Origin of the sequence: Chitinibacter bivalviorum (assembly GCF_013403565.1) — a bacterium.
In the GTDB taxonomy this organism is placed as follows: Bacteria; Pseudomonadota; Gammaproteobacteria; order Burkholderiales; family Chitinibacteraceae; genus Chitinibacter; species Chitinibacter bivalviorum.
Map to the genome: position 1 here is coordinate 3,049,319 of NZ_CP058627.1, position 20,314 is coordinate 3,069,632.

The following is a 20,314-nucleotide window of genomic DNA, read 5'->3' on the forward strand; positions in this document are numbered from 1 at the left end:
AATTGGGCAGCTTAGCGCAAGGGTCGAACTTACTATTTTGACTGCACAAGATGACGTAGGCATGAGATGCCTGTGAGCCAAGGCACAGCTTGGCGCTGGCAATACGCGATTTTGCCCTGCATTGATTGGGTTTTTGCGTGTGTTGCCGCTCTTTAAGCGCCCGTTTTGCAATACAATGGCAGGTGGAGCGATTTCGATTCTAATTACTTTGGGCGAGCAATGATTTTCTTCTGTGGCGACACGCATGGCCGGTTTGAGCATGTGATCCGCGCGGTGCGTCAGCATCGGCCGGACGCCATTGTTTTGCTCGGCGATATTCAGGCGCCCAAGCCGCTCGATGAAGTTTTGGCTGAAATCTTGGATTTAACCGAGGTCTGGTATATTCACGGAAACCACGATACAGATAGCTTCTACGACTATACCCATCTGTTTGAGTCAAAACTGGCTGATCGCAATCTGCATGGCCGGGTGGTGGAAATCGCGGGTAAACGCATTGCCGGCCTGGGCGGTATTTTTCGTGGCCAAATCTGGATGCCACCCGCGCACCCCAATTACCCCAGCCAAGCGCATTATTTGGCGCATTGCGGGCAAAGCAATTACTGGCGCGGCGGTTTGCCACGCAAGCATCGCAGCACGATTTTCTACACCGATTATCAAAAGCTGGGCTTAGAGCAGGCCGATATTCTGGTTACGCACGAAGCGCCGAGCTGCCACCCGTATGGTTTTCACGCGCTCGATCAATTGGCGCACAAGCTGGGCGTGCAAAAAACCTTCCATGGCCATCAGCACGACTGCATCGATTACCGAGGCCACGATTTACGCCTCGGGTTTCAGGCCTATGGTGTCACGCTGCGCGGCATTACCGATGAAAACGGCAACATCATCGACGCGGGCATATTGCCCGATTAAGCCACCGCTAACTCGTCACTCAATTGACGTAAAACATTACGCTAATAAATTGGCAAACGCTGCCCGCCAGCACAAATAAATGCCAGATGCCGTGGCCATGCTTGATGCGCTCGTCATTCAAAAAGAAATAAATCCCCGCGCTATAAATCACGCCACCGGCAATTAGCCACAGCAGGCCGATCGTATCGAGTGCGTTATACAGCGGCACGGCGGCAATCGTGATCAGCCAGCCCATTACCACGTACAAAATCATCGAAAACAGCCGCGTGCGGTGGCCGATGAGCAGCTCTTGCGCGATCCCGATGGCGGCGAGCGACCAGTTAATGCCAAACAAAGTCCAGCCCCAAGTGCCGTGGAGTGTAACCAGTGTAAATGGCGTATAGCTCCCTGCAATCAGCAGATAAATCGCGCAATGATCGAGGCGCTGAAAAATGCTTTTCAGCCGCCCAGAGCAAACGTGATACAGCGTCGAGATGGTATAGAGCAACACCAAAGTGCTGCCGTAAATACTAAAGCTGAGCAGTTGCCAAAAATCACCCGCGATGCGCGCCGACATCACCAGCGCAGTCAGCCCCATCAGCGCCAGTATCGTGCCGCTGAAATGGCTAATGACATTAAACCTTTCGCCTACGCGCATAAAACCTCCACATTCGTCTGCCCATCATGCGCTTGTCTGCAGCGAAATCACAGGGAATATTTGGCATAGGCCTGCATGAGCTTGGTGTTCACGCTGCATTCAGTCTTGCTGCTCAATACTCAGGGGGTAAGAAGGAGAATCATCATGAAAAGACGATTGAGTGGCCTATTACTGGCCTTGTCAGTAGGTACGGCGCTGGCGGCCGATGTGGGGGTGAGTATCGGCGTGGGGGACCCGAATTTCTACGGGCAAATCAATATTGGCAACGCGCCGCGCCCGCAGGTGATTTATCAAGAGCCCGTGGTGATTCGTCATGCGCCGACGTATTACCCGCCCATTTATCTACGCGTTCCTCCTGGTCATGCTCAGTATTGGGGCCGATATTGTGATCGCTATATGGCGTGCGGGCGTCCGGTGTATTTTGTGCGCGATGATTGGTATCGCGATGTTTATGCGCCGCGCTACCGGCATGATGGGCGACGTGATGATTGGGATGACGGCCAATGGCGTGGTTCACGGTGGGATCATGGGCGCTGGCATGGTCACCATCGCCATGAGCGGGATGATTAAGCGCGCGATCGATTGGGTGGCGTGCTGATTGCCGACAGCATTGTGAGTTGCGTCATCGTTCGGGCGTAAAATGTGTTTGATACTGTCTGTTATCCTGAATGAAATAAGGCGTGAGTGATGAAATACACAGCAAAACTAGGTTTGGGGCTTGTCGCCCTGATGATGTCGGGTGCGATCTGGGCTGCGGGTGTGTGGCATGAAGGCGTGTATTACAACAAAGGCCAGCGGGTAAATTACCACGGCCAGATGTATGAAGCGCTGCAAGGCCATGATGCCGTCAAAGGCGCCAACTGGAATCCTGAAGCAGCGCCTTCGCTGTGGCGCAAAATTGAATGGCAAGATAACGGCAGCGGGATGGGCGGCTGGCGTGAAGGCGTACACTACAGTAAGGGGCAGATCACGACGTATCGTGGCCAGACTTATCGCTGCCTGCAAAGCCATAAAGCCGAAAAAGGCGCGGGCTGGAGCCCTGATCGTGCGCCTAGCTTGTGGGAAAACCTGAATGAGCGCCCATATCCGCAACCTCGTTAATGGGGTATAGCTGGCTATGCCTTTTAAATAAAGGATTTTTGCAATATACCCATGCTGTTTGTGCTGGACGCCTTTTGTCTAGCGTTTAGTTGGGATGTTTTTGTTGCACCAATTGATCCAGTAGCTGGAACATCTGCTTGCTGGCGCTCTCGACCACTTGGAATTGCTGCACGATCTTCGCTTGGCGCGCCGGTTCGTCGGGCCAATTGCCTGCCGCCAAATCGACGACTTGCTGCATGGCGCCATACAACTGGGTTTGCGGTTTGCCCAGCTCTCGGAAAGCACTGTGCTTATTGTATTCACTGTGTTGCCCTACCGTCGCATGCCACTGACCAAAGACGCTGTCGCTCGCCTGCAAGGTCAGATGTTGTTTGGCTTGCCGCGCCAAATTGCCGCCAATCAGGCTGATATAGCCGTTTTGTTTAAAGTAGAGAATTTCGACCTTGGCTTGCGAGGTGTGGCAGACGTCTTGCACATAGGCGATGCGCTGCAAAGCCTGTTTGGCGCGCTGCTCGCTGCCTTGGAAGCGCTGCTCAATCCCGCTGACATGTTCGCCCGATTCATGCGCCATTTGTCGCATGGTGGCGCTGACCTGACTAATGCTGGTGGCGCTGCGCCCCAGATCATTCATGACCTTGGCGATTTCGCCCGATGCTGATTTGCTGCGCTCGGCCAGCTTGCGGACTTCGTCGGCCACCACGGCAAAACCACGTCCCTGCTCGCCAGCGCGCGCGGCTTCAATCGCGGCATTGAGTGCCAATAAATTGGTTTGATCGGATAAATCGGCAATGATTTGTACCGATGAGCTGATCTGGGCGGCGAGCTGGCCAAAGCCATCAACGGCCGCGCTGGTATTGTCGATATGGCCAATCATCGTCATTAAAGAGTCGATCAATTGCACCACTTGGGCACGACTATCCTCGGCGTCACTGACATTTTGGCTCGAAAGGCCAGCCAGTTCGTCAGTGGCGTGCGCAATACCGACCATATCGCCTTGCGTCATTTCCAGATTGGCGAGCAGATTGCTGGTATTGAGCTCACTCAATTGCGATAGTAAGGCATTGCGGCGTTCTTTTTGCGCGTTTTGCTCGAGCACAATCAGCGATTGATTGGTGCGATCCAGTGCCTCATGAAATACACCGTGCAAGCCGACAGGCTGGGCGTGGCGGAAAAAGCGGCCTTGGCTGGCCATTTGCAAAGTGGTCTGCTGCTCGCGAAAACACGCTTCGAGCTGATCGAGCATGTCATTAATCGCCCAGCTAATGCGGCCAATTTCGTCTTGGCTGGGGATATGTAAAATCCGCCCAGTGACTTTGCCTGCCGCCACTTCGCTGGCGACGGTTTCGAGCTGCTTGAATAAGGCCAGATCAGCGCGCGCGCGTAGTACATACACATGCCCACTGATCACGCCCGCTACCAGCGGAAGCAGCAGCCACACATCAAAACCATAGCGATACCAAGAAATCAGAAACGACAGCCCCAATAAGCTGCATAAAAACAAAACCAGCAGCGTCACCCTAGAGTGAAAGGACAAGTTCTTCATAGCTCACCCCGTGTTGTTTGAGGACAGATTGCAAAAGGGCGATGGATGCCTCGCAAGCGTCGCGCGCGCCGACGCGTTGCTCTTCTGCCAACATTTGTTGATATAAGCCTGTGCAGGTATCGACAGCAGATCTTTTGGGGTAGCGGCGTACAGACAGATACCCAATGATATTGCCGTTAGCATCGTAATCGGGCGTTACATTGGCAAACACCCAGTAATAGCTGCCGTCTTTGGCCATGTTTTTGACATAGGCAAAAATCTCTTGGCCACTCGCAATCGTATCCCACAGCAGTTTGAATACCCCGCGCGGCATGTCGGGGTGGCGAATAATATTGTGTTGCGCACCGAGCAGCTCGCGCTCGCTGTAGCCGGAAAACTCGATAAAGATCCGGTTGCCGTAGGTAATGCGCCCTTTGAGATCGGTTTTGGATACGATGAAATCGTTTTCACGCATTAATTTTTCGTGTTGGGTGGGAATGATGCGATTTTTCATGGTGATTCTCACTCAAACATCGGTTGAGTCATGGGATTAACTGCTTGGATGGCGAGCTGCCAAAAATCATTTAAATCCAAGCCTTCCTGCTCTTGGGCATGGATACGAGCAGCTTCTATTTGCGGTAAATGCTGTTTTAAGGCTGCGACGACGATGTGATCGAGCTTGCCCTGTTGCACTAGCTCATCCAGATTTCTAACCACGGCCAGTGGTGCCATGCCAGCGCGGTAGGGGCGATCTTCGGTGAGTGCGGTATACACATCGGCCACCGCCATAATGCGAGCGCCCAATGACAACTCGGCCCCTGTGCGATGATAAGGGTAGCCGCTGCCGTCAATGCGTTCGTGGTGGCAGGCCGCCCATTCGGCGACATCTTCCAGCCCTTTGATGGCACTCAGAATATCCAGGGTTAAATAGCTATGCGAGCGCACCCGCGCCATTTCTTTGGGTGTGAGGCTGCCGTGGCGTTCGATGTATTCGCTGGGAATCGCCAGCTTGCCCAAATCATGCAAATAGCCCGCCATACGGATTTTGGTGCATTCGAGTGCGCTCATGCCCAGATGGCTGGCGATGGTTTCAGCGGTGATGGCGACCCCGGCCGAATGCGTGGCGGTGAAATGGCTGCGCGAGTCGATAACCAAGGCAAAAAACTGTGCAAATTGCAGCATTTGATCCAGATCGAGATCGATATTATCGAATGGCGCAATATCCATCAGAATGCGATCGAGATTGTTGGAAAAAATATCCAGCCAAAAGCTTTCCTGCTGGGCGAGTTTGCTAAACGCCTCGACATAAACGGGGTGAAATTTACTGCCACTGAGCTGCTGAATTTGAGCGACGATTTCTGGCGCTTCACCCAGAATATTATCTTTGCCCTGCGCCAGTACCTCGATCCGATCGGCCAGATACAGTAAATGGCTTAACATGGGCACGCCTTGGTTTTCATGAAAAAAACCTTTGCCATGATCCCAGTGCACATGGTGGCAGCGCACCAGTGGCGCGTAGCGGCTAAAGCCCGGAAAGCGCGATAACAGCATTGCGCCGAGGCGGGCGTGCGTGTGGGCGTCAGTTTCTTCAAATTCGAGCATCGCCAAGCGGTCGGCCAGACCAATTGCGCCAATATCGTGAAATATCGCCGCACCAAACACATCTTGATAGCTGGCATCGTCAATATTCATACTGCGCGCAATTTGCGCCGCGATCAGACAGGTGCGTTTCTGGTGTGAGCCCAAGGCAGGGTCGAGTAAATCCAGCGCGGTCGACAAAGCACAAATCATGTCAAACAATTGAATTCGGAAAGTCGATACGGGGTCTGACGTGATTTGATGGCTGTACATACGACGCCCTGACATGGATGGCAAATTGAGCTTTCTTTCTAGTTCAGAGCCACTGTTCTTGCTGACTTACGTGCATTTATTTGCGTTAAATCTAAGCCGCTGTGCATGATGTGCTGCGTACTGCAGACGCCAGATTGAGCCCGAAGCCACCGCTCATGCGGTGAATCGCCACATTACCGTAGAGCGTGGTATGAAAAAGATCGTGATTGCCCCAGATTCATTCAAAGAATCACTCAGTGCCAAACAGCTGGAGGGTATGATTGCCGCGTTGTTTCGTGCCAAGCGTGCGCTTGATTCAAGTGCCACTGGCCGATGGCGGCGTAGGTTCTTCAAAGCCTTGATCGATACTGGGTCGGCCAATTTTAGCAAGCCATTGAGGGCGGGCCGCTGGGCGTTGAATTGGCGCATCGAGTTTGATTTTGGCAATCCCAGCAGCCAAATGCATTAAAGGGCGCCGTAGCGCCCTGTTGGATTACATCACTTTCAGTACTTCTACTTCAAAAACCAGCGTCGCGTTGGGTGGAATCACGCCAGGTACGCCGCGGCTGCCGTAGGCCAATTCGGGTGGGCATACCAGACGGGCTTTGCCGCCTTCTTTGATTTTCTGCACGCCTTCAGTCCAGCATGGCACGACGCGGCCGAGCGGGAAGGTTGCCGGCTTGCCGCGTTTGTACGAGCTATCAAATTCTGTACCGTCTTGCAAAGTGCCTTTGTAATGTACGGTGACCGTGTCGGCGGCGGTGGGCGCTTTGCCTTTGCCTTCGACCACGGTGGTGATTTCAATGCCTGATTTGGTGGTTTCTACTTTGGCGGCTTCTGCTGCAAAAGCCGTGCTGGCCAATAGGCAAAGGGCGAGGGCGCTAGTGAGGTGTTTCATAATTATCTCGTGGGTATATTAATAAAGACTTTTATTTGATTGGCTTGGGTGGCGATACCCTTATACGACTTGCCCCATGCGCAGTAGCGGGCGGGCTTCGACCAGTACATTGTGTGTGTTATCGGACACCCAAGTTTGGCCGTCCTGAATCGTAAATTGCAATTGCATGGTGCGCTCGGTCATCTTGGCGAGCTCGGCCAGCGTGTCGGCGTCGATGCCGACGACATTCAGATGATTAAAGCGTGTGAGCTGGCCTTTGATATTGTCAAACCAGATATCGACTACGCGTGCGCCGTAGGCGTAAATCCAGACTTCGGCTGAGCGGCCACACGCTTTTTTGATGCGTTTTTCATCGGGCATGCCCAAGTCTATCCATTGCTCGATCGCGCCGGTCAGATCCATTTGCCAGATATCGGGTTCATCGTCGGCACACAGGCCGCGTGTTAACTCGAGCGATTCGCTGGCGTGCTGCGCAAAAGCCACCAAACGCAGCATCATGCGCTCGTCGGTTTCCGAAGGATGGCGCGCCAGCGTCAAATGATGCGTCGCGTAGTAATTGCGATCCATATCGGTGATATTCAGTTCGGCTTTGAAAACAGTGGATTTGATGGCCATGACACGAATGCTGCTGCGGTAAAAGGCAGTAGTGTAGCGCGTTCGCTGGGCGCTGTATTGAGCGGCTATGGTCTTGGGTAATCGATTGTGAGAGGTGGGATTAATCTTTGTTTAGAAAGGGCGTTGTTAATGCAATTGGGAATTGCTCTTATTATCGTTGCGGCGTAAGATGAATTGCATATAAAAGCTTTAACTAAAACAGAGAGAAACTCATGCTACGTCCAACTTTAGCTGCTGTTGCGGCCTTATTGTTCGCCACTGTGGCTCATGCCGAGCCAGTTGCATTGACTGTAACTGCACGCGCGACTGGTTTTGAACCCGCGACGCTGAATGCGCCAGCAGGTCAGGCGATTGATCTGACCGTAGTGAACGATACTAAAGCTGCAATCGAGTTTGAAAGCAAACCGCTGCGCCAAGAAAAAGTCATTGCGCCAGGCAAAACCTTGCTCATTCACCTCAAGCCATTGGCGGCGGGCGAATACAAATTTGTGAATGAATACCTAGAAGACAAAGTACGCGGTGTGTTGATCGTGAAGTGATAAAAATGCAGCGCCCCGCTTTGCTGGGGCGCGCTATTTTGATCGGTTTGCAAGGAGTTATGTCATGGGTAACGCGCTGTTTATTGTTTGGCGGGAAAGCGTCGAAGCGATGCTGGTGGTCGGGATATTATTTGCCTGGATTCGCGCCAATGATGTGAAGCAGGCTTTGCCGTGGTTGTGGGGCGGCGTGGCGGCAGGTGTCGCGCTGGCGGTATCGCTGGCGCTGGTGATGTTGGGTATTGCTGATTCACTCTCACCTGAGCAAATGGATTATTTCCAACTGGGCATGGTTTTGGTCGCCGCCGCACTGATTGTGCAAATGGTGTTGTGGATGCGCAAACATGGCCGCACGCTGAAAAAAGAGTTGGAAAGCGGTATGGCCATGAGTGCCGAACAGGCCAATTGGTGGGGCATGGTCGCACTGGTGGCGATCGCCGTAGGCCGCGAAAGCGCCGAAACCGTGGTATTTCTGTATGGACTAGGTATGAGCGGTGGCAATACCGGGCAATTTACGCTGGTGATCGCGGCGGGTATTGCGCTGGCGGGGGCAACATTTTGGCTGTTGCAGCAGGGTTCTAAATGGTTATCGTGGCGGACATTTTTCCGCTTTAGCGAGATCATGCTGTTGATGTTGGCCTGCGCCATGTTGATGAATGGCGTGGAGCGGATGATGAATCTGGGCTGGTTGCCGACTTTGCGTGATCATCTGTGGGATACGACTTTGCTATTAGATGACTCGACCAAATTGGGCGGTACGATCGCCGCCTTGACGGGTTATCGCGCGCAACCCGCTTTAACGTTGGTGATTGCTTTTTTAATGTATTGGTCGTCTGTGACTTTATTAATGCGCCGCCGCGCTTAATTCGCGTGTCAAAAATGCCGCTGTGGTGGATGATAATCGGCGGGTAAATTGACCTTTAATCAAATAAACGCTCAATTGCGATTAAATTTGCGTTGGGCGTTTGTTTTTTTTGCTAAAACGTCTGTAGAATCCGAGTTTTAGCGCCCAACCAATCGGCGCGCCGTAGTGTGACGTTCTAGTTACCCGGCCTCCATCTCAATTTACCTCAACCTGCCCTGGATTGGTATCGCGCCCGCGATAGGCCGCAGCAGGAATATTCAATGTCTGATCTGACTTTTGCCGATCTTAAATTGGCCGAGCCGCTTTTGCGTGCCGTTGCCGAAACTGGTTACACCATCCCTACGCCGATTCAGGTGCAGGCGATTCCTCAAGTGATTTTAGGTGGCGATTTACTCGCCGCCGCGCAAACCGGCACCGGTAAAACGGCCGGTTTTACTTTGCCGATTTTGCAGCGCCTGATCGAACGCGGCGCACCAACCAGCGAAAAAGGCTCGCCCCGCGTATTGATCCTGACCCCGACGCGTGAATTGGCCGCGCAGGTGGAAGAATCTGTCCAAACCTACGGCAAATACCTGCCGTACACCTCGATGGTGATGTTTGGCGGCGTGAATATCAAACCGCAACACCGTCGTCTACATTCTCCGCTCGATATTCTGGTGGCCACGCCCGGTCGTTTGCTCGACCACGTTGGCCAGCAAACCGTTGATTTATCAGCGGTTGAAATCTTGGTGCTGGACGAAGCCGATCGCATGCTCGATATGGGCTTCATCCACGACATTAAAAAGGTGCTGAAACTCGTGCCTGCCGAGCGCCAAAATCTGTTGTTCTCGGCGACCTTTAGCGATGAAATCAAAGAGCTGGCCGACAAGCTGCTCAATAACCCCGCGCTGATCGAAGTGGCGCGCCGCAATACCACCAATGAACTCGTTAGCCAGCGCGTACATTTGGTTGATCGCGATAAAAAGCTGCCATTGCTGACGCATCTGATTCAAGAAGGCGATTGGCATCAGGTTTTGGTGTTTATGCGCACCAAACACGCGTGCAACCGCGTGGCAGAAAAATTGAACAAAGACGGCATTACTGCGATGGCGATTCACGGCAATAAGAGCCAGAACGCCCGCACCGCTGCTTTGGCGCAATTCAAAACTGGTGAGTTGCAAGTATTGGTGGCGACCGACATTGCCGCCCGTGGTCTGGATATTGAAGAATTACCGCACGTGGTTAATTTCGAATTGCCGAATATTTCTGAAGATTATGTTCACCGCATCGGCCGCACGGGTCGTGCGGGTTGCACTGGCGAAGCGCTGTCGCTGGTGTGTGTCGATGAGTTGAAATTCCTCGCCGACATCGAAAAGCTCACCAAGCAAAGTATCCCGAAATTTGTCGTACCTGGCTTTGAAGCTGATCTGACCGTGAAGCCTGAGCCCATCGTGCGCGGTGGCCTTGGTCGTGATCGCCCGCCACGTACGCCGCGCGCCAATGCCAATACGCGTCCGCCGAAGGGTTGGAATAAGGCCAACGCCGAAGCGCTGCAAGCAGAAAAAGATGCCTTGCTCGCATCTGGCGCCAGCCCGGAAGAAGTCGCCAAAGTGATGGCGGCGAAGAAAGCCCAAGCCGAGAGCAAAGCGCAACGCGGTACGCGTGGCGGCCAAGGTCGCAGCCGTAGCGAGCCACGTGCTGAAGCCACGAATACCGAAGGCGAAACTCCACGTCGTGAGCCCCGTGCGCCACGCCAACCGCGCGATGGTCAGCCACGCACTGGTGAGCGTAGCCGTCGCCCAGCAGGCGAAGCTCGTGCCGATGGCGAACAACGTCAGCCACGCCAAGAACGTGCACCGCGCGATGGCGCGCCACGTCAGGATCGCGGCCCACGCAGCGATGACCGTCGTGGCTCACGCCCGAGCAGCGAAGGTCGTTTCGCACAGCAAGGCGAGCAACGTCGTCCGCGTTCTGAGGGCGCACCTAGCCGTGCTCCGCGTGAGCGTCTGGACTATGACGAACGTCAGCCAATGTCGAACGCCAATGCGCTGCCTGCTGAATTGATGCAGCGCCCGAATCGTGGCCCGCGTTATAACAATGGCAATACCGCGAGCACGCAAGGTGGCTTCCCACCGATTCCACGTCAAGGTGGCTACTACGATAAGCCAGAAAACGGCGGTCGTGGCGGCCCACGCGGCGACAGCCGTGGCCCACGCCCGGCGGGTCGTGATGGCGCTCCGCGTCCTGATACTCGCGGTGGTCGTCCGCCTGCGCGTGATGGCCGTTCATTCGCAGCAGATGCGAAGCGCACTGATCAGCGCAAACCACAGGTACATACTGCGCATTCGGAAGGGCACGGCGGCCAGCGTCGTCGTTCTGCCCCGACTGCAGCTTTGCTCGGTGGCGGTAAACCACGCGACGAAGAGTAATGCGTGATACGTCGGATTAGCACCCGCTAATCCGATTTATATTGCAAGGGTATTAAGTTGAAGGCCGTATTTAATATGGCCTTCATGCATATACAGGCTATATAGGGCATGTTCAGATAAGGTGTCGATAACAAGAATCGTAGGGTGGGTTAGCCCCTTAGGGCGTAACCCACCGTGACGCGACATAAAGAAAAGCAGCGTAACGGTGGGTTACGGCTTAGCCTAACCCACCCTACGAATATCATTTTTCCTAGTCAAACCAAGTACTGTTCATATCAACACATAATCTGAACATGCCCTAGCTATATTGAGTGGCTTGCGCACAATGCGCTTATAGCCAAATGTTGTGAGCGCGATCAATGCAGCCTCATTGCGTATTAGCGCGAGACTCAAGCTCAACCCCGCCGCCAATGAAGCCCATTTTTCGTTCGGCAAAATCAGCGCACTGGCTGGTATAGTCTCCCCATTGCCTATTTAAAGAGAACACCCGCATGATCAGCCCGCTCACTTCTTACGTCTATCCCATTGGTCAATTGGGGCAAGCATGGGCCGTGGCAGAAAAAGCCCAATGGCTGGCCATGCAACACAAAAAGCGCAGTTACCACGCCGAAGTCGTAGCCCCGCTGCGCGACTTGTTGGCTCGCGATGCCACTCTGGCGGCGGCCGCCGAACTCATCGAATACGGCACGCTTGATTATCAAGCGCTGGGGCTGGGCAGCTATCCTTTGCTCGCGGTACGTAGTCGCCACTGGCAGGCCGATCGCCCCGTCGCGCTGATTACTGGTGGGGTGCATGGTTACGAAACCAGCGGCGTGCAGGGCTGCGTGCAATTTATTGCGCAGCAATGGCTGCAATTCGCGGCCGATTTCAATCTACTCATCCTGCCGTGTATCAGCCCGTGGGGCTATGAAACCATCAATCGCTGGAACCCATTGGCGATAGACCCGAATCGCTCGTTTGTGTCCGATAGCCCCGCGCCCGAAGCGGCTGCGGCGATGAAATGCGTGCAGGCGCAAGCCGCCCGCTATGCGGTGCACATTGATTTGCACGAAACGACCGATACCGACAACAGCGAATTTGGCCCCGCTAAAGCCGCCCGCGATGGCGTGGCGTTTGAATATCACGACATTCCCGATGGCTTTTATCTGGTTGGCGATAGCGAAAAACCGGCCGCGGATTTTCAGCGCAGCATCATCGACGCCGTGGCCAAAGTCACCCACATCGCCGCCGCCGATGCGCAAGGCTGCTTGATCGGCGAGCCATTGCAGCAATTGGGCGTGATCAACTACGCCAAAAAAGCGCTCGGGCTGTGTGGCGGCATCACCGACGCGCCGCTGGTGACGACCACCGAAGTCTATCCCGACAGCCCTAGCGCCAATGCCGAGCAATGCAATCAGGCACAGGTTGCCGCAATTAGTGCGGCGCTACGCTACGCCGCCGCCAATTAAGCTGGGGCTAGGCAAAAGTCGGTCGCGGCCGTGCTAGGCATGGCTTGCATTTTGGCCGCTAGCGCCGAATTTCTTTGGCTTAAAAACTGCCGTAATTGCGCGGGGTAATCAGCGCTGACCGCATGGGCGATCGAGGCGCGTTGTTGCAGCGCCTTGCGCCATGCTTGTACCTTGGGCGTGGCGGCAAAAAAGTCGAAATCGGCGATCTGCTCAAACACCTCAAAATAGCGAAATACGGGGCCAAAAGCGGCATCGACCAGCGAGAGCTGCTCGCCAGCAAAAAAGGGCGCGCGATTGAGCGCCGATTCCAAGGTGGCCAGCTTGCTGCGGATTTCGTCGGCCTTGGCTGCCAAAGTTGCGGCATCGGGCGCGGTGTAAAAGCCGGCAATGCTGTTGAGCGTGGCTGAAGCAAACTCGATCCAGCCGCGATGCTGGGCTTTTTGGATCGGATCTTGCGGGTGCAGAGCTGGCGCGATGGTTTCATCGAGATATTCGCAAATCACGGCAGACTCAAAAATCGGCTGATCATCCACCAGCAACAGCGGTGTTTTGCCCAAGGGCGAAATGCGCAAAAACCAATCGGGCTTGTTTGCCAGATCAATATCGACCCGAGTGAAAGGGATGTTTTTTTCCGCCAGCACAATCGCGGCGCGTTGCACATATGGGCACAGAGGGTGGCTGATCAGCGTGAGTTGGGTGGCCATGATGATTCCTGCTTGAGTGGGGGATGGCCTTACTCTAGTATTGCACTTATGCAAGATAAATAGGCATTGCTACAAGCTATGAATGCAAAATTGCAATACAAGCTCAGTGCGGCTGATCTGGAGCTGATCTTGGCGCTGGTGCGTACGCGCAAATTGGCCGAGGCGGGTGAGCGATTGGCGCTGGATGCGTCAACGGTGTTTCGCACTTTGCAGCGTATCGAGCGCGGGCTGGGGGCAAATTTGTTTGAGCGCTCACGCCAAGGCTACGCGCCGGGTGAGTTGGCGCTGGCTTTGGCTGCTCAAGCTGAACAGCTCGAAACGCTGCTGGAAACTGCGCGCGCGAGTGCGCAATTGCAGCCTGATCAGCTGCTTGGCACGGTGCGAATCACCACCACCGATGGCGTCTTGCATCAGCTGGTCGCCCCCGCTTTGCCGCCGCTGTTGCAAGCGCATCCGCAATTGCGCTTCGAGCTGCATGCTGGCAATGAGTTGGCCAGCTTGACGCGACGCGACGCCGATATCGCCGTGCGCGCCACGCAGCGCCCACCTGCACACCTGATCGGCAAAAAACTTGGGCCGATCCGCATGGCACCGTATGCGGCCAAAGCCGCAGCGATCAACTGGGATGATGCGCTGGCAGGGCGAGCCATGTGGATCGCGCCCGACGACGGCTTGCCTGAGCATCCATCGGTGCTGTGGCGGCAGCGCCATTTGCCCAAAATCAGCCCGCAATTTCGGGTGGGCAGCATCATGACGGTGATGGAGCTGATCGCACAGGGCTTGGGGGTAGGGCTGCTGCCGATTTTTATGGGGCAAGCTCACCCCGCACTGGCGCAAATCGACGACGAAATCACCGAATGCCAAACCGAATTATGGCTACTGACCCACGCCGAATCTCGCCACCTGCGGCGGGTCTCGACGGTGTACACGCATTTGGCTGAAAACCTAAAGCTGGTCTAGGGTATTGCTCTGTAATCATTCATCAAGTTAATTTTCTAGTTAATACATAGGGGTAGTATTGGATGTACTCAGCGACTTTTATCTTCACTGCCAAAGAATACGATCACGAATTTCACGCGCTCGACGCGCTGATTGCCACTGCCGCCAAAGAGAGCATCGGCTACATCGGTGAGGAGGCTTGGGAAGACCCCCAAACCGGTCGCATCGCCAATGTGTATTACTGGGAAAACGAGGCGGGTCTGAAAGCGCTGATCGCCCACCCCAAACACATCGAAGCGAAAAAACGCTACAGCGAATGGCTCGGTGGCTATCAGGTCATCATCTCGCAAGTGCTCAAAACCTATGGCGACGGGCAACTGGGGCATGTGCTTAGCCAGCGTGTCGAGGAGTCGGTACTAGGGCAGCGCCAAGCCAACTGATTGATGGAGCAAAGTATTGCAAGATTACAACTGAAAGACAGGGCTTTCATGCTTGTTGAGCTAGATCAAATAATCTAGCCCCTCGCCTCGGCAGTATGTGCTCATTATCCGTGGAGCAACATAATGAGCTTACTGATTGAATGGAATGATGCCCTCTCGGTGGGTATTCAAGAAATCGACGAGCAGCATAAAGTATTAGTCAATTTACTCAATGAGTTACACGATGCCATTCGCCAGCATCACGGACGGGAAGCGTCGGTGGCCATTTTGCAGCGTTTGGCAGATTACACGCGAATTCACTTCACGGTAGAAGAAAGCCTGATGCGTATTTTGGGCTATCCCGATTACGAAGCGCATAAAGGCCATCACGAAGATTTGATCGCTCAGATGAATGATTTGCAAGAGCGCCTCAATAAGGGCGAAGCGATTTCTTTTGAGCTGCTGCATTTTCTCAGAAACTGGCTGACCAACCACATCATGGAAGGCGATCAACGCTATGTGGAGCACTTCCTGTCACGCGGCGCACAAAAGAGCTGGCACAAGAAAAGCTGGCTGGAGCGCTTCTGGTCGTAAGTGCTGCAGCGCAAATGATGGCTGAAATGGACGGGGGCAGCGATGCCCCCTTTTTTTATAGCGTGGCGCTGAGGGTGACCTGCTGTGGCGCCAAACTTGCCTATCTCGCGAACCCTGATCCCATAGGCAAGCAGCGTGGAGGACGATTTGCTTGCCCATGCTGCGAGTGTTTGTAATCTGAGGATTTAGCGATTGAGTTCGACTTCATAGTGGTAGTAATCGCTGCGGAAATAGGACTGAGTCAGCTCGAGTGGGCGGCCATCGGCTAGGTAGGCGACGCGGGTCAGGCGTAGCATGGCCTGCCCACTCGTAAAACCACACTGGATCGCCATGGCTGGATTGCACATCTCTGCACCCACCTCTTCGACTGCACGCCCGATGGTTAATTGATTGGCCGCGAGGCAGGTATACAGCGAATGTTCTACCAGTTGCGGCTCAGGTAGCAAGGCCGCGGGCAAGCTACTGCACTCGTAGCCAATGGCGACATCATTGGCAAGGCGGATACGTTCCAGTCTGGCAATTTTCTCGCCATTATCCAGATCCAAGCGCCATTGCACTTCCCGATCTGGTGTGCAGATCTCTCGTTTGAGCCAGATCGAATTGGGTGTAAAGCCGCGTGCACGGATTAACTCGGAAAAGCCGGTCGGGTGGGTGATGGGCTGATTGATTTTTGGCGTAATCTGGTAATTGACGCCATCGCGACGTACGATCCAGCATTCTTGGGCCAGCATATTGAATGCGGTTTGTACAATACTCGGCATTAAATTGTAGTGGCGGGCAAAGTCGCTTGGCGCGGGTAAATAATCGTCCGCTTTCCATTGCCCAGCAATCACCAGTTGCTTGAGATAATTAAAAAACTGAATCTCGCTGGGTTTGTTGGCTTTATTGGCAGGGGGCAGCGGTAAGCGAAGTTCACTATCGTTCATCAACATGGGCTTTACCTTGTAAGGGACTCTTACCCACTATAGTCAAAGCGAGCAAATATCTCCTAATGCCGATTCTGCTTGCACTTAGCTTGGTAGTGCATTGCGCTGATCAGGACAAAACAGCGTAAAATCCCGCTCAAACGACAACGAGTCTGCTCATGCCTACCTCACTGCACACCAAAATCGCGCAACGCCAATCGGGTATTTTGCTCTACGGCATTACGCCGCCCAAGGCCAATAACACGCCGGAGAAAATGGCTGAGATTGCGGCGCTGCAAATCGAGCGCATTGCGCCGCTGAATGTGGATGGGCTGGTGCTGTATGACATTCAGGATGAGGCCGATCGCACCGATGCGACGCGGCCGTTTCCGTTTATGGCGACACTCGATCCGCTGGTGTATAGCCGCGATTATCTGGCGCCGCTCGATGTGCCAAAGATCAACTACCGCTGCGTGGGCAAGTATTCGCCAGAGGTATTTCGCGCGGATTTGATGGCGATGAACGACGGCGTGTCGGTGTTTGTCGGCGCGGCCTCGCGCGAGCAACAGGTGTCGCTGACCGTAGCGCAAGCGTATGCGCTGCGCCGCGAGACCAATCCTGCGCTGTTGGTCGGCGGTGTGGCGATTCCTGAGCGGCATTTGGTGAAGCACGATGAGCATATTCGCGTCGCGCACAAAGTGACCGAGGGGTGTTCGTTCTTTGTGACGCAATGCGTTTACAACGTCGAGGCGGCCAAAAATTTCCTCTCGGATTACTACTATGCCTGCCAAGCGAGCGGCACAGCGATGGTGCCGATCATTTTCACCATCACACCATGCGGTTCAGTGAAAACGCTGGAATTTATGAAGTGGCTGGGGATTAGTATTCCAAAATGGCTGGAAAACGATCTGGTGCATTCGGGCGATATTCTGGCTAATTCGCTGGAAGCATGTAAGGGTATATTCTCTGAGCTATTGCAATACGCTAATGAGAAAGGAATACCGGTGGGGTGTAATGTCGAGAGCGTAGCGATTCGCAAAGACGAAATCGAGGCATCGCTACAATTGGTACGCGATGTTCAGGCGATGTTTGCGCGCTAAGTGTCATGAATTGAGCGGGCTTGATGGGGGTAGTTATATTTAAAAGCCTTGGATTGCACCAAGGCTTTTTCATTTTGATGCGGTTATGGACAGTGCCGCGAAAGAGTAATTCAAATCTGCAATGCGTTAGTCTGCGATGGGTATCCGGATAATTCACCCTTGTGTATCTGCCTGAATGCCTTATTTTTGTTGGGTTTTGTGCAGACACCCTCTGGTATATGGCAATGTTCTCGGTTTGAGTTGGTGCGGCATAGGCAGCACACCTTGTGTGGTGCAGCAAGAATTTGAGTTTCCGCCGCGGATTACGACTGCAGTGCAATGTGCCAAGGCATTCAGTAGTTACCAACACATCTTGAGAACATCACCATGGTGTCCTTGAGGACAGCAATTTAACCACGCCTTTGCGTGGTTAAATTGCATTAGCGTAGCGGGTTGAGCAGTGCGGGTTGGCCGAATTCAACCAGCTTGGCATTCGATTTCTCGAAATAAGTCCGCCAGAATTGCTGCAGGGCCGCCATTGTTTTTGGGTCGCGATACACGCCTTTAGGTTTGCTTGCATCTGCAGTGAGTAGACCTGCGCCAATCACATAAACCTTAGCGCCACCAAAATCGGCGAATAACTGGTTATCTGCAACGAGCTTCAGCTCTTTCTGCGGGTCGATTTGCCGCACAGCCTGTTTAGCGTAAAAACTGCTGATCGAGGAGTTTTCTAGCATGTCGGATGCCAGTAAGACCACTTTTTGTTTGGCGCTTGATTGCTTAATTTTATTTGAGATGTCTTTCAGGCTACCTAAGACATCAGATTTTGCGACATCGCTGCTGGTGCCAGAAAATGCCTTCCTTAAGGCCGCGCCTGCCAATTTTGCTGCATTTGGACTTTGAATCGCCATGCATTGATCAAATTTTGCGAGCTGGTTCTTGCCAATATCCTTGCGCGCATCGGCTTCAAGCGCATGATCGAGTGTGGCATTCGTCAGGACATCGGTGTAATGCCCTTGGGTAAAGGCCGAGAACTGCATAACTGAGAATGTATTTCCCGCCTCTAAAAAGGGCTTCATATTATTCGCAACAGATTGCTGCAAACTGGCATCCAGTGGTGTGGTCTGGTCAATAACGACAAATAGCTCGGTATTGCTAGCTAGATTTGCAGCAGGGAGCTTGGCATATTCATAGCAACTGGGGAGGGCACTTTGCGCCAATGCCGTCGTTGCTGAGACGGCTAACATACAAGAAACAAAAAAACGCATGGTGAATCCTTCGATCTTTTTAATAAGTAACCCGCCATTGATGCAATAACAATGACGGGTTGGTGTGGGCTAAAAGCTGCTTTACTTAGTCAAGAAGATCATCCAGCTCGGCGTTATTGCGTGCCTTTTCAGCGGCTTCGCGCGCTTCTTTTTGCTGGCGTAATGCGTCCCGTACCGGTGCTTGTAGTTGGCTTGGCAAGGTGAGCAGATAGTCTTTCTTCGCTTCTTTATCGCTCATGGCATTTAGTTGTTCTACAGCTTGTTCAACAGTTAATGGCTCGGCGTCAAGCTTCGGATGCTGTTCGGCAACCGGCGTAACTGGAACTGCCGCTGGCGCGGGTGCTTGTTGGTAATCTCGGCGCTGTTTCAGATGGGCCACTTCATCGGCACGTTCTTTAGTCTGATTTTGGCGTTCTTCTTCCATGAAATCACGGAAGGTGCGAGCGGTTGATTTAGTGGTCTGACCTTTGTTGATCAGCTTTTTCATCATTTTTTGCTGAAGATTTTCCAGTTTGGCTTGGGCTGTATCGGCGATTTCCTGATAATGCTCGCGAACATCTGCGTAGCTGCTGTAGCGGCCATTACCAATCGCTCGGAAAGCGGCTTTACTTTGCTTGCCGGCAAAGTCCCAGCGGTAGCCGAAAATTACGCCCAGTAACTGTAGGAAAACAAAGATAAACGCCAGCACAATAAATGTACCCCAGCCACCGGCTTGTTTATTGCTATTGCTCTCAGCGTCCACTTTCTGTTCTGCTTTGTTCTGCTCGGCAACATCCGCGGCGGGCAGCTGGTCATTCTGTTTAACCGATAGATCGAGAGCATCGTTACCCAGGTTGACTGATAGCGACACTTGCTCATTGCGGCCTGCTTTTTCCATCAGCAATTGTTCGTCTAGCACCTTGCCGCGTACATAAGTCGCACCGATGGCGACAACAGTCACGACGATGGCGGTAGCCAGCGTGATTTTATAATTCGGGGTGTGACCTACGCGATTGCAGAGCTGGGTGTAGGCCGGCAGGTGATCGTCGCTATTTTGTGGTTTGGCGAGGGCAATATCTCCCGTATAGAGGCGATTTTTCTCCGGATCGTCGTTTTCCCATTCGTTACGTGCCTGTTTGATTTTGCTCGAAACAAACAATTCATGGCCTGACAAATGTGTGAAGGCCACCAAAATGACCGACAGCAGGAATGCAATACCAATTGCGCCATATTGCTGGGTGCTTTCGCTGGCGCCCGGGATAGTAAAGCCGGCGAGTACATACGAAAACCCGAGTGCCTCGACGACGACCATGCTGATGGTCAGCAACCAAATCCATTTCGGTGTTTCAGAGCGACCTAGATCACCTGCTTTAGTCAGATAGGCAATTTTTTCATTGAAATCGTGTTCATCCTGGATGCGGATAAATTTTTTGTAATCACGGCATAGCGTACGCTCGCCCTTGAACCAGCCAGGCTCAGATGATTTATTTATATCGCCAGACAGACTGGCCAGCTTGCCAATTACTGGGAAGCTATACCAGGTGTTATGCCACCACCATTTGAGTTTCTCCCATAACAGCATGATGGCGATGCCTGCCAACAGCACACTCACAATACTCCAAGCTGCCGCTGGGTAAGCTAGAAAAATCTCTTTCATC

The 20,314-nt window shown here is 53.4% G+C and carries 22 protein-coding genes; 12 read left to right on the plus strand and 10 right to left on the minus strand.

From position 1 onward, the window contains the following. Positions 1 to 219: 219 nt before the first annotated feature. Complete coding sequence (locus HQ393_RS14480) at positions 220 to 909, plus strand: metallophosphoesterase family protein (protein ID WP_179355914.1); 690 nt, start codon at positions 220 to 222, stop codon at positions 907 to 909. 19 nt (positions 910 to 928) lie between these two features. Here HQ393_RS14480 and trhA read toward each other — a convergent pair whose 3' ends face one another. Further along, a complete protein-coding gene (trhA, locus tag HQ393_RS14485) occupies positions 929 to 1,546 on the minus strand; it encodes a PAQR family membrane homeostasis protein TrhA (protein WP_179355916.1) in 618 nt (205 codons plus the stop codon). Positions 1,547 to 1,690: 144 nt separating this feature from the next. Here trhA and HQ393_RS14490 point away from each other — a divergent pair, with 144 nt between their 5' ends. Next, the gene (locus tag HQ393_RS14490; RefSeq protein WP_179355917.1) at positions 1,691 to 2,116 is read left to right on the plus strand and encodes a hypothetical protein; all 426 of its coding nucleotides are present in this window, start codon (positions 1,691 to 1,693) and stop codon (positions 2,114 to 2,116) included. A 117-nt stretch (positions 2,117 to 2,233) separates the two neighbouring features. Next, a complete protein-coding gene (locus tag HQ393_RS14495; protein ID WP_179355919.1) occupies positions 2,234 to 2,647 on the plus strand; it encodes a carbohydrate-binding protein in 414 nt (137 codons plus the stop codon). An 85-nt stretch (positions 2,648 to 2,732) separates the two neighbouring features. Here HQ393_RS14495 and HQ393_RS17955 read toward each other — a convergent pair whose 3' ends face one another. From HQ393_RS17955 to HQ393_RS14510, 3 genes are read right to left on the minus strand one after another with little or no spacing between them, the layout of a single operon-like run. Beyond that, positions 2,733 to 4,190 (minus strand): methyl-accepting chemotaxis protein, encoded by a 1,458-nt coding sequence (locus HQ393_RS17955; RefSeq protein ID WP_179355921.1) that lies wholly within the window; start codon positions 4,188 to 4,190, stop codon positions 2,733 to 2,735. Beyond that, positions 4,165 to 4,683 (minus strand): PAS domain-containing protein, encoded by a 519-nt coding sequence (locus tag HQ393_RS14505; RefSeq protein ID WP_179355923.1) that lies wholly within the window; start codon positions 4,681 to 4,683, stop codon positions 4,165 to 4,167. The genes HQ393_RS17955 and HQ393_RS14505 overlap by 26 nt, the downstream gene beginning before the upstream one ends. Positions 4,684 to 4,691: 8 nt before the next feature. Next, complete coding sequence (locus HQ393_RS14510) at positions 4,692 to 6,020, minus strand: HD-GYP domain-containing protein (protein WP_179355925.1); 1,329 nt, start codon at positions 6,018 to 6,020, stop codon at positions 4,692 to 4,694. A 190-nt stretch (positions 6,021 to 6,210) separates the two neighbouring features. On the opposite strand from HQ393_RS14510, the gene HQ393_RS14515 reads away from it, so the two are divergent. Further along, entirely contained in the window at positions 6,211 to 6,468 is a 258-nt protein-coding gene (locus HQ393_RS14515; protein WP_179355927.1) for a hypothetical protein, read from the plus strand. Positions 6,469 to 6,492: 24 nt separating this feature from the next. Here HQ393_RS14515 and HQ393_RS14520 read toward each other — a convergent pair whose 3' ends face one another. Then, positions 6,493 to 6,897 carry an FKBP-type peptidyl-prolyl cis-trans isomerase gene (locus HQ393_RS14520; RefSeq protein WP_179355929.1) on the minus strand — a complete coding sequence of 135 codons (405 nt, stop codon included), beginning with the start codon at positions 6,895 to 6,897 and terminating at the stop codon, positions 6,493 to 6,495. A gap of 60 nt (positions 6,898 to 6,957) precedes the next feature. Then, on the minus strand, positions 6,958 to 7,512 hold the full coding sequence (locus HQ393_RS14525) for a YaeQ family protein (RefSeq protein WP_179355931.1): 555 nt from the start codon (positions 7,510 to 7,512) through the stop codon (positions 6,958 to 6,960). Positions 7,513 to 7,724: 212 nt separating this feature from the next. Here HQ393_RS14525 and HQ393_RS14530 point away from each other — a divergent pair, with 212 nt between their 5' ends. From HQ393_RS14530 to HQ393_RS14545, 4 genes are all read left to right on the plus strand, one after another. Next, positions 7,725 to 8,051 (plus strand): cupredoxin domain-containing protein, encoded by a 327-nt coding sequence (locus HQ393_RS14530; protein WP_179355933.1) that lies wholly within the window; start codon positions 7,725 to 7,727, stop codon positions 8,049 to 8,051. 64 nt (positions 8,052 to 8,115) lie between these two features. Next, positions 8,116 to 8,913 carry an FTR1 family iron permease gene (locus HQ393_RS14535; protein WP_179355935.1) on the plus strand — a complete coding sequence of 266 codons (798 nt, stop codon included), beginning with the start codon at positions 8,116 to 8,118 and terminating at the stop codon, positions 8,911 to 8,913. A gap of 260 nt (positions 8,914 to 9,173) precedes the next feature. Beyond that, positions 9,174 to 11,321, plus strand: a complete 2,148-nt coding sequence (locus HQ393_RS17735) for a DEAD/DEAH box helicase (protein ID WP_246307903.1) — start codon at positions 9,174 to 9,176, stop codon at positions 11,319 to 11,321. A 491-nt stretch (positions 11,322 to 11,812) separates the two neighbouring features. After that, a complete protein-coding gene (locus tag HQ393_RS14545; protein WP_179355936.1) occupies positions 11,813 to 12,769 on the plus strand; it encodes a M14 family metallopeptidase in 957 nt (318 codons plus the stop codon). Here HQ393_RS14545 and HQ393_RS14550 read toward each other — a convergent pair. Beyond that, positions 12,766 to 13,473, minus strand: coding sequence for a glutathione S-transferase family protein (locus HQ393_RS14550; protein ID WP_179355938.1), 708 nt, complete (start codon positions 13,471 to 13,473; stop codon positions 12,766 to 12,768). The two genes, HQ393_RS14545 and HQ393_RS14550, sit on opposite strands and share 4 nt — an antisense overlap. A gap of 78 nt (positions 13,474 to 13,551) precedes the next feature. Between HQ393_RS14550 and HQ393_RS14555 the strand changes: the two genes are divergently transcribed. The 3 genes from HQ393_RS14555 to HQ393_RS14565 all read left to right on the plus strand — a co-directional run bounded on the left by HQ393_RS14555 (position 13,552) and on the right by HQ393_RS14565 (position 15,425). Continuing rightward, a complete protein-coding gene (locus HQ393_RS14555; RefSeq protein ID WP_179355940.1) occupies positions 13,552 to 14,433 on the plus strand; it encodes a LysR family transcriptional regulator in 882 nt (293 codons plus the stop codon). Between the two features lie 62 nt (positions 14,434 to 14,495). Next, a complete protein-coding gene (locus HQ393_RS14560) occupies positions 14,496 to 14,852 on the plus strand; it encodes an antibiotic biosynthesis monooxygenase (RefSeq protein WP_179355942.1) in 357 nt (118 codons plus the stop codon). Positions 14,853 to 14,975: 123 nt separating this feature from the next. Further along, positions 14,976 to 15,425 carry a bacteriohemerythrin gene (locus HQ393_RS14565; protein ID WP_179355944.1) on the plus strand — a complete coding sequence of 150 codons (450 nt, stop codon included), beginning with the start codon at positions 14,976 to 14,978 and terminating at the stop codon, positions 15,423 to 15,425. Positions 15,426 to 15,610: 185 nt separating this feature from the next. Here the strand turns inward: HQ393_RS14565 and HQ393_RS14570 are convergent, their stop codons facing one another. Next, entirely contained in the window at positions 15,611 to 16,357 is a 747-nt protein-coding gene (locus HQ393_RS14570; RefSeq protein WP_179355946.1) for a GntR family transcriptional regulator, read from the minus strand. A gap of 152 nt (positions 16,358 to 16,509) precedes the next feature. On the opposite strand from HQ393_RS14570, the gene HQ393_RS14575 reads away from it, so the two are divergent. Continuing rightward, entirely contained in the window at positions 16,510 to 17,430 is a 921-nt protein-coding gene (locus HQ393_RS14575; RefSeq protein WP_179355948.1) for a methylenetetrahydrofolate reductase, read from the plus strand. Between the two features lie 419 nt (positions 17,431 to 17,849). Here HQ393_RS14575 and HQ393_RS14580 read toward each other — a convergent pair whose 3' ends face one another. Both HQ393_RS14580 and HQ393_RS14585 read right to left on the minus strand, forming a co-directional pair. Beyond that, a complete protein-coding gene (locus HQ393_RS14580; RefSeq protein ID WP_218871196.1) occupies positions 17,850 to 18,677 on the minus strand; it encodes a hypothetical protein in 828 nt (275 codons plus the stop codon). A gap of 85 nt (positions 18,678 to 18,762) precedes the next feature. Then, positions 18,763 to 20,313 (minus strand): hypothetical protein, encoded by a 1,551-nt coding sequence (locus tag HQ393_RS14585; RefSeq protein ID WP_179355950.1) that lies wholly within the window; start codon positions 20,311 to 20,313, stop codon positions 18,763 to 18,765. Position 20,314: the final 1 nt, after the last annotated feature.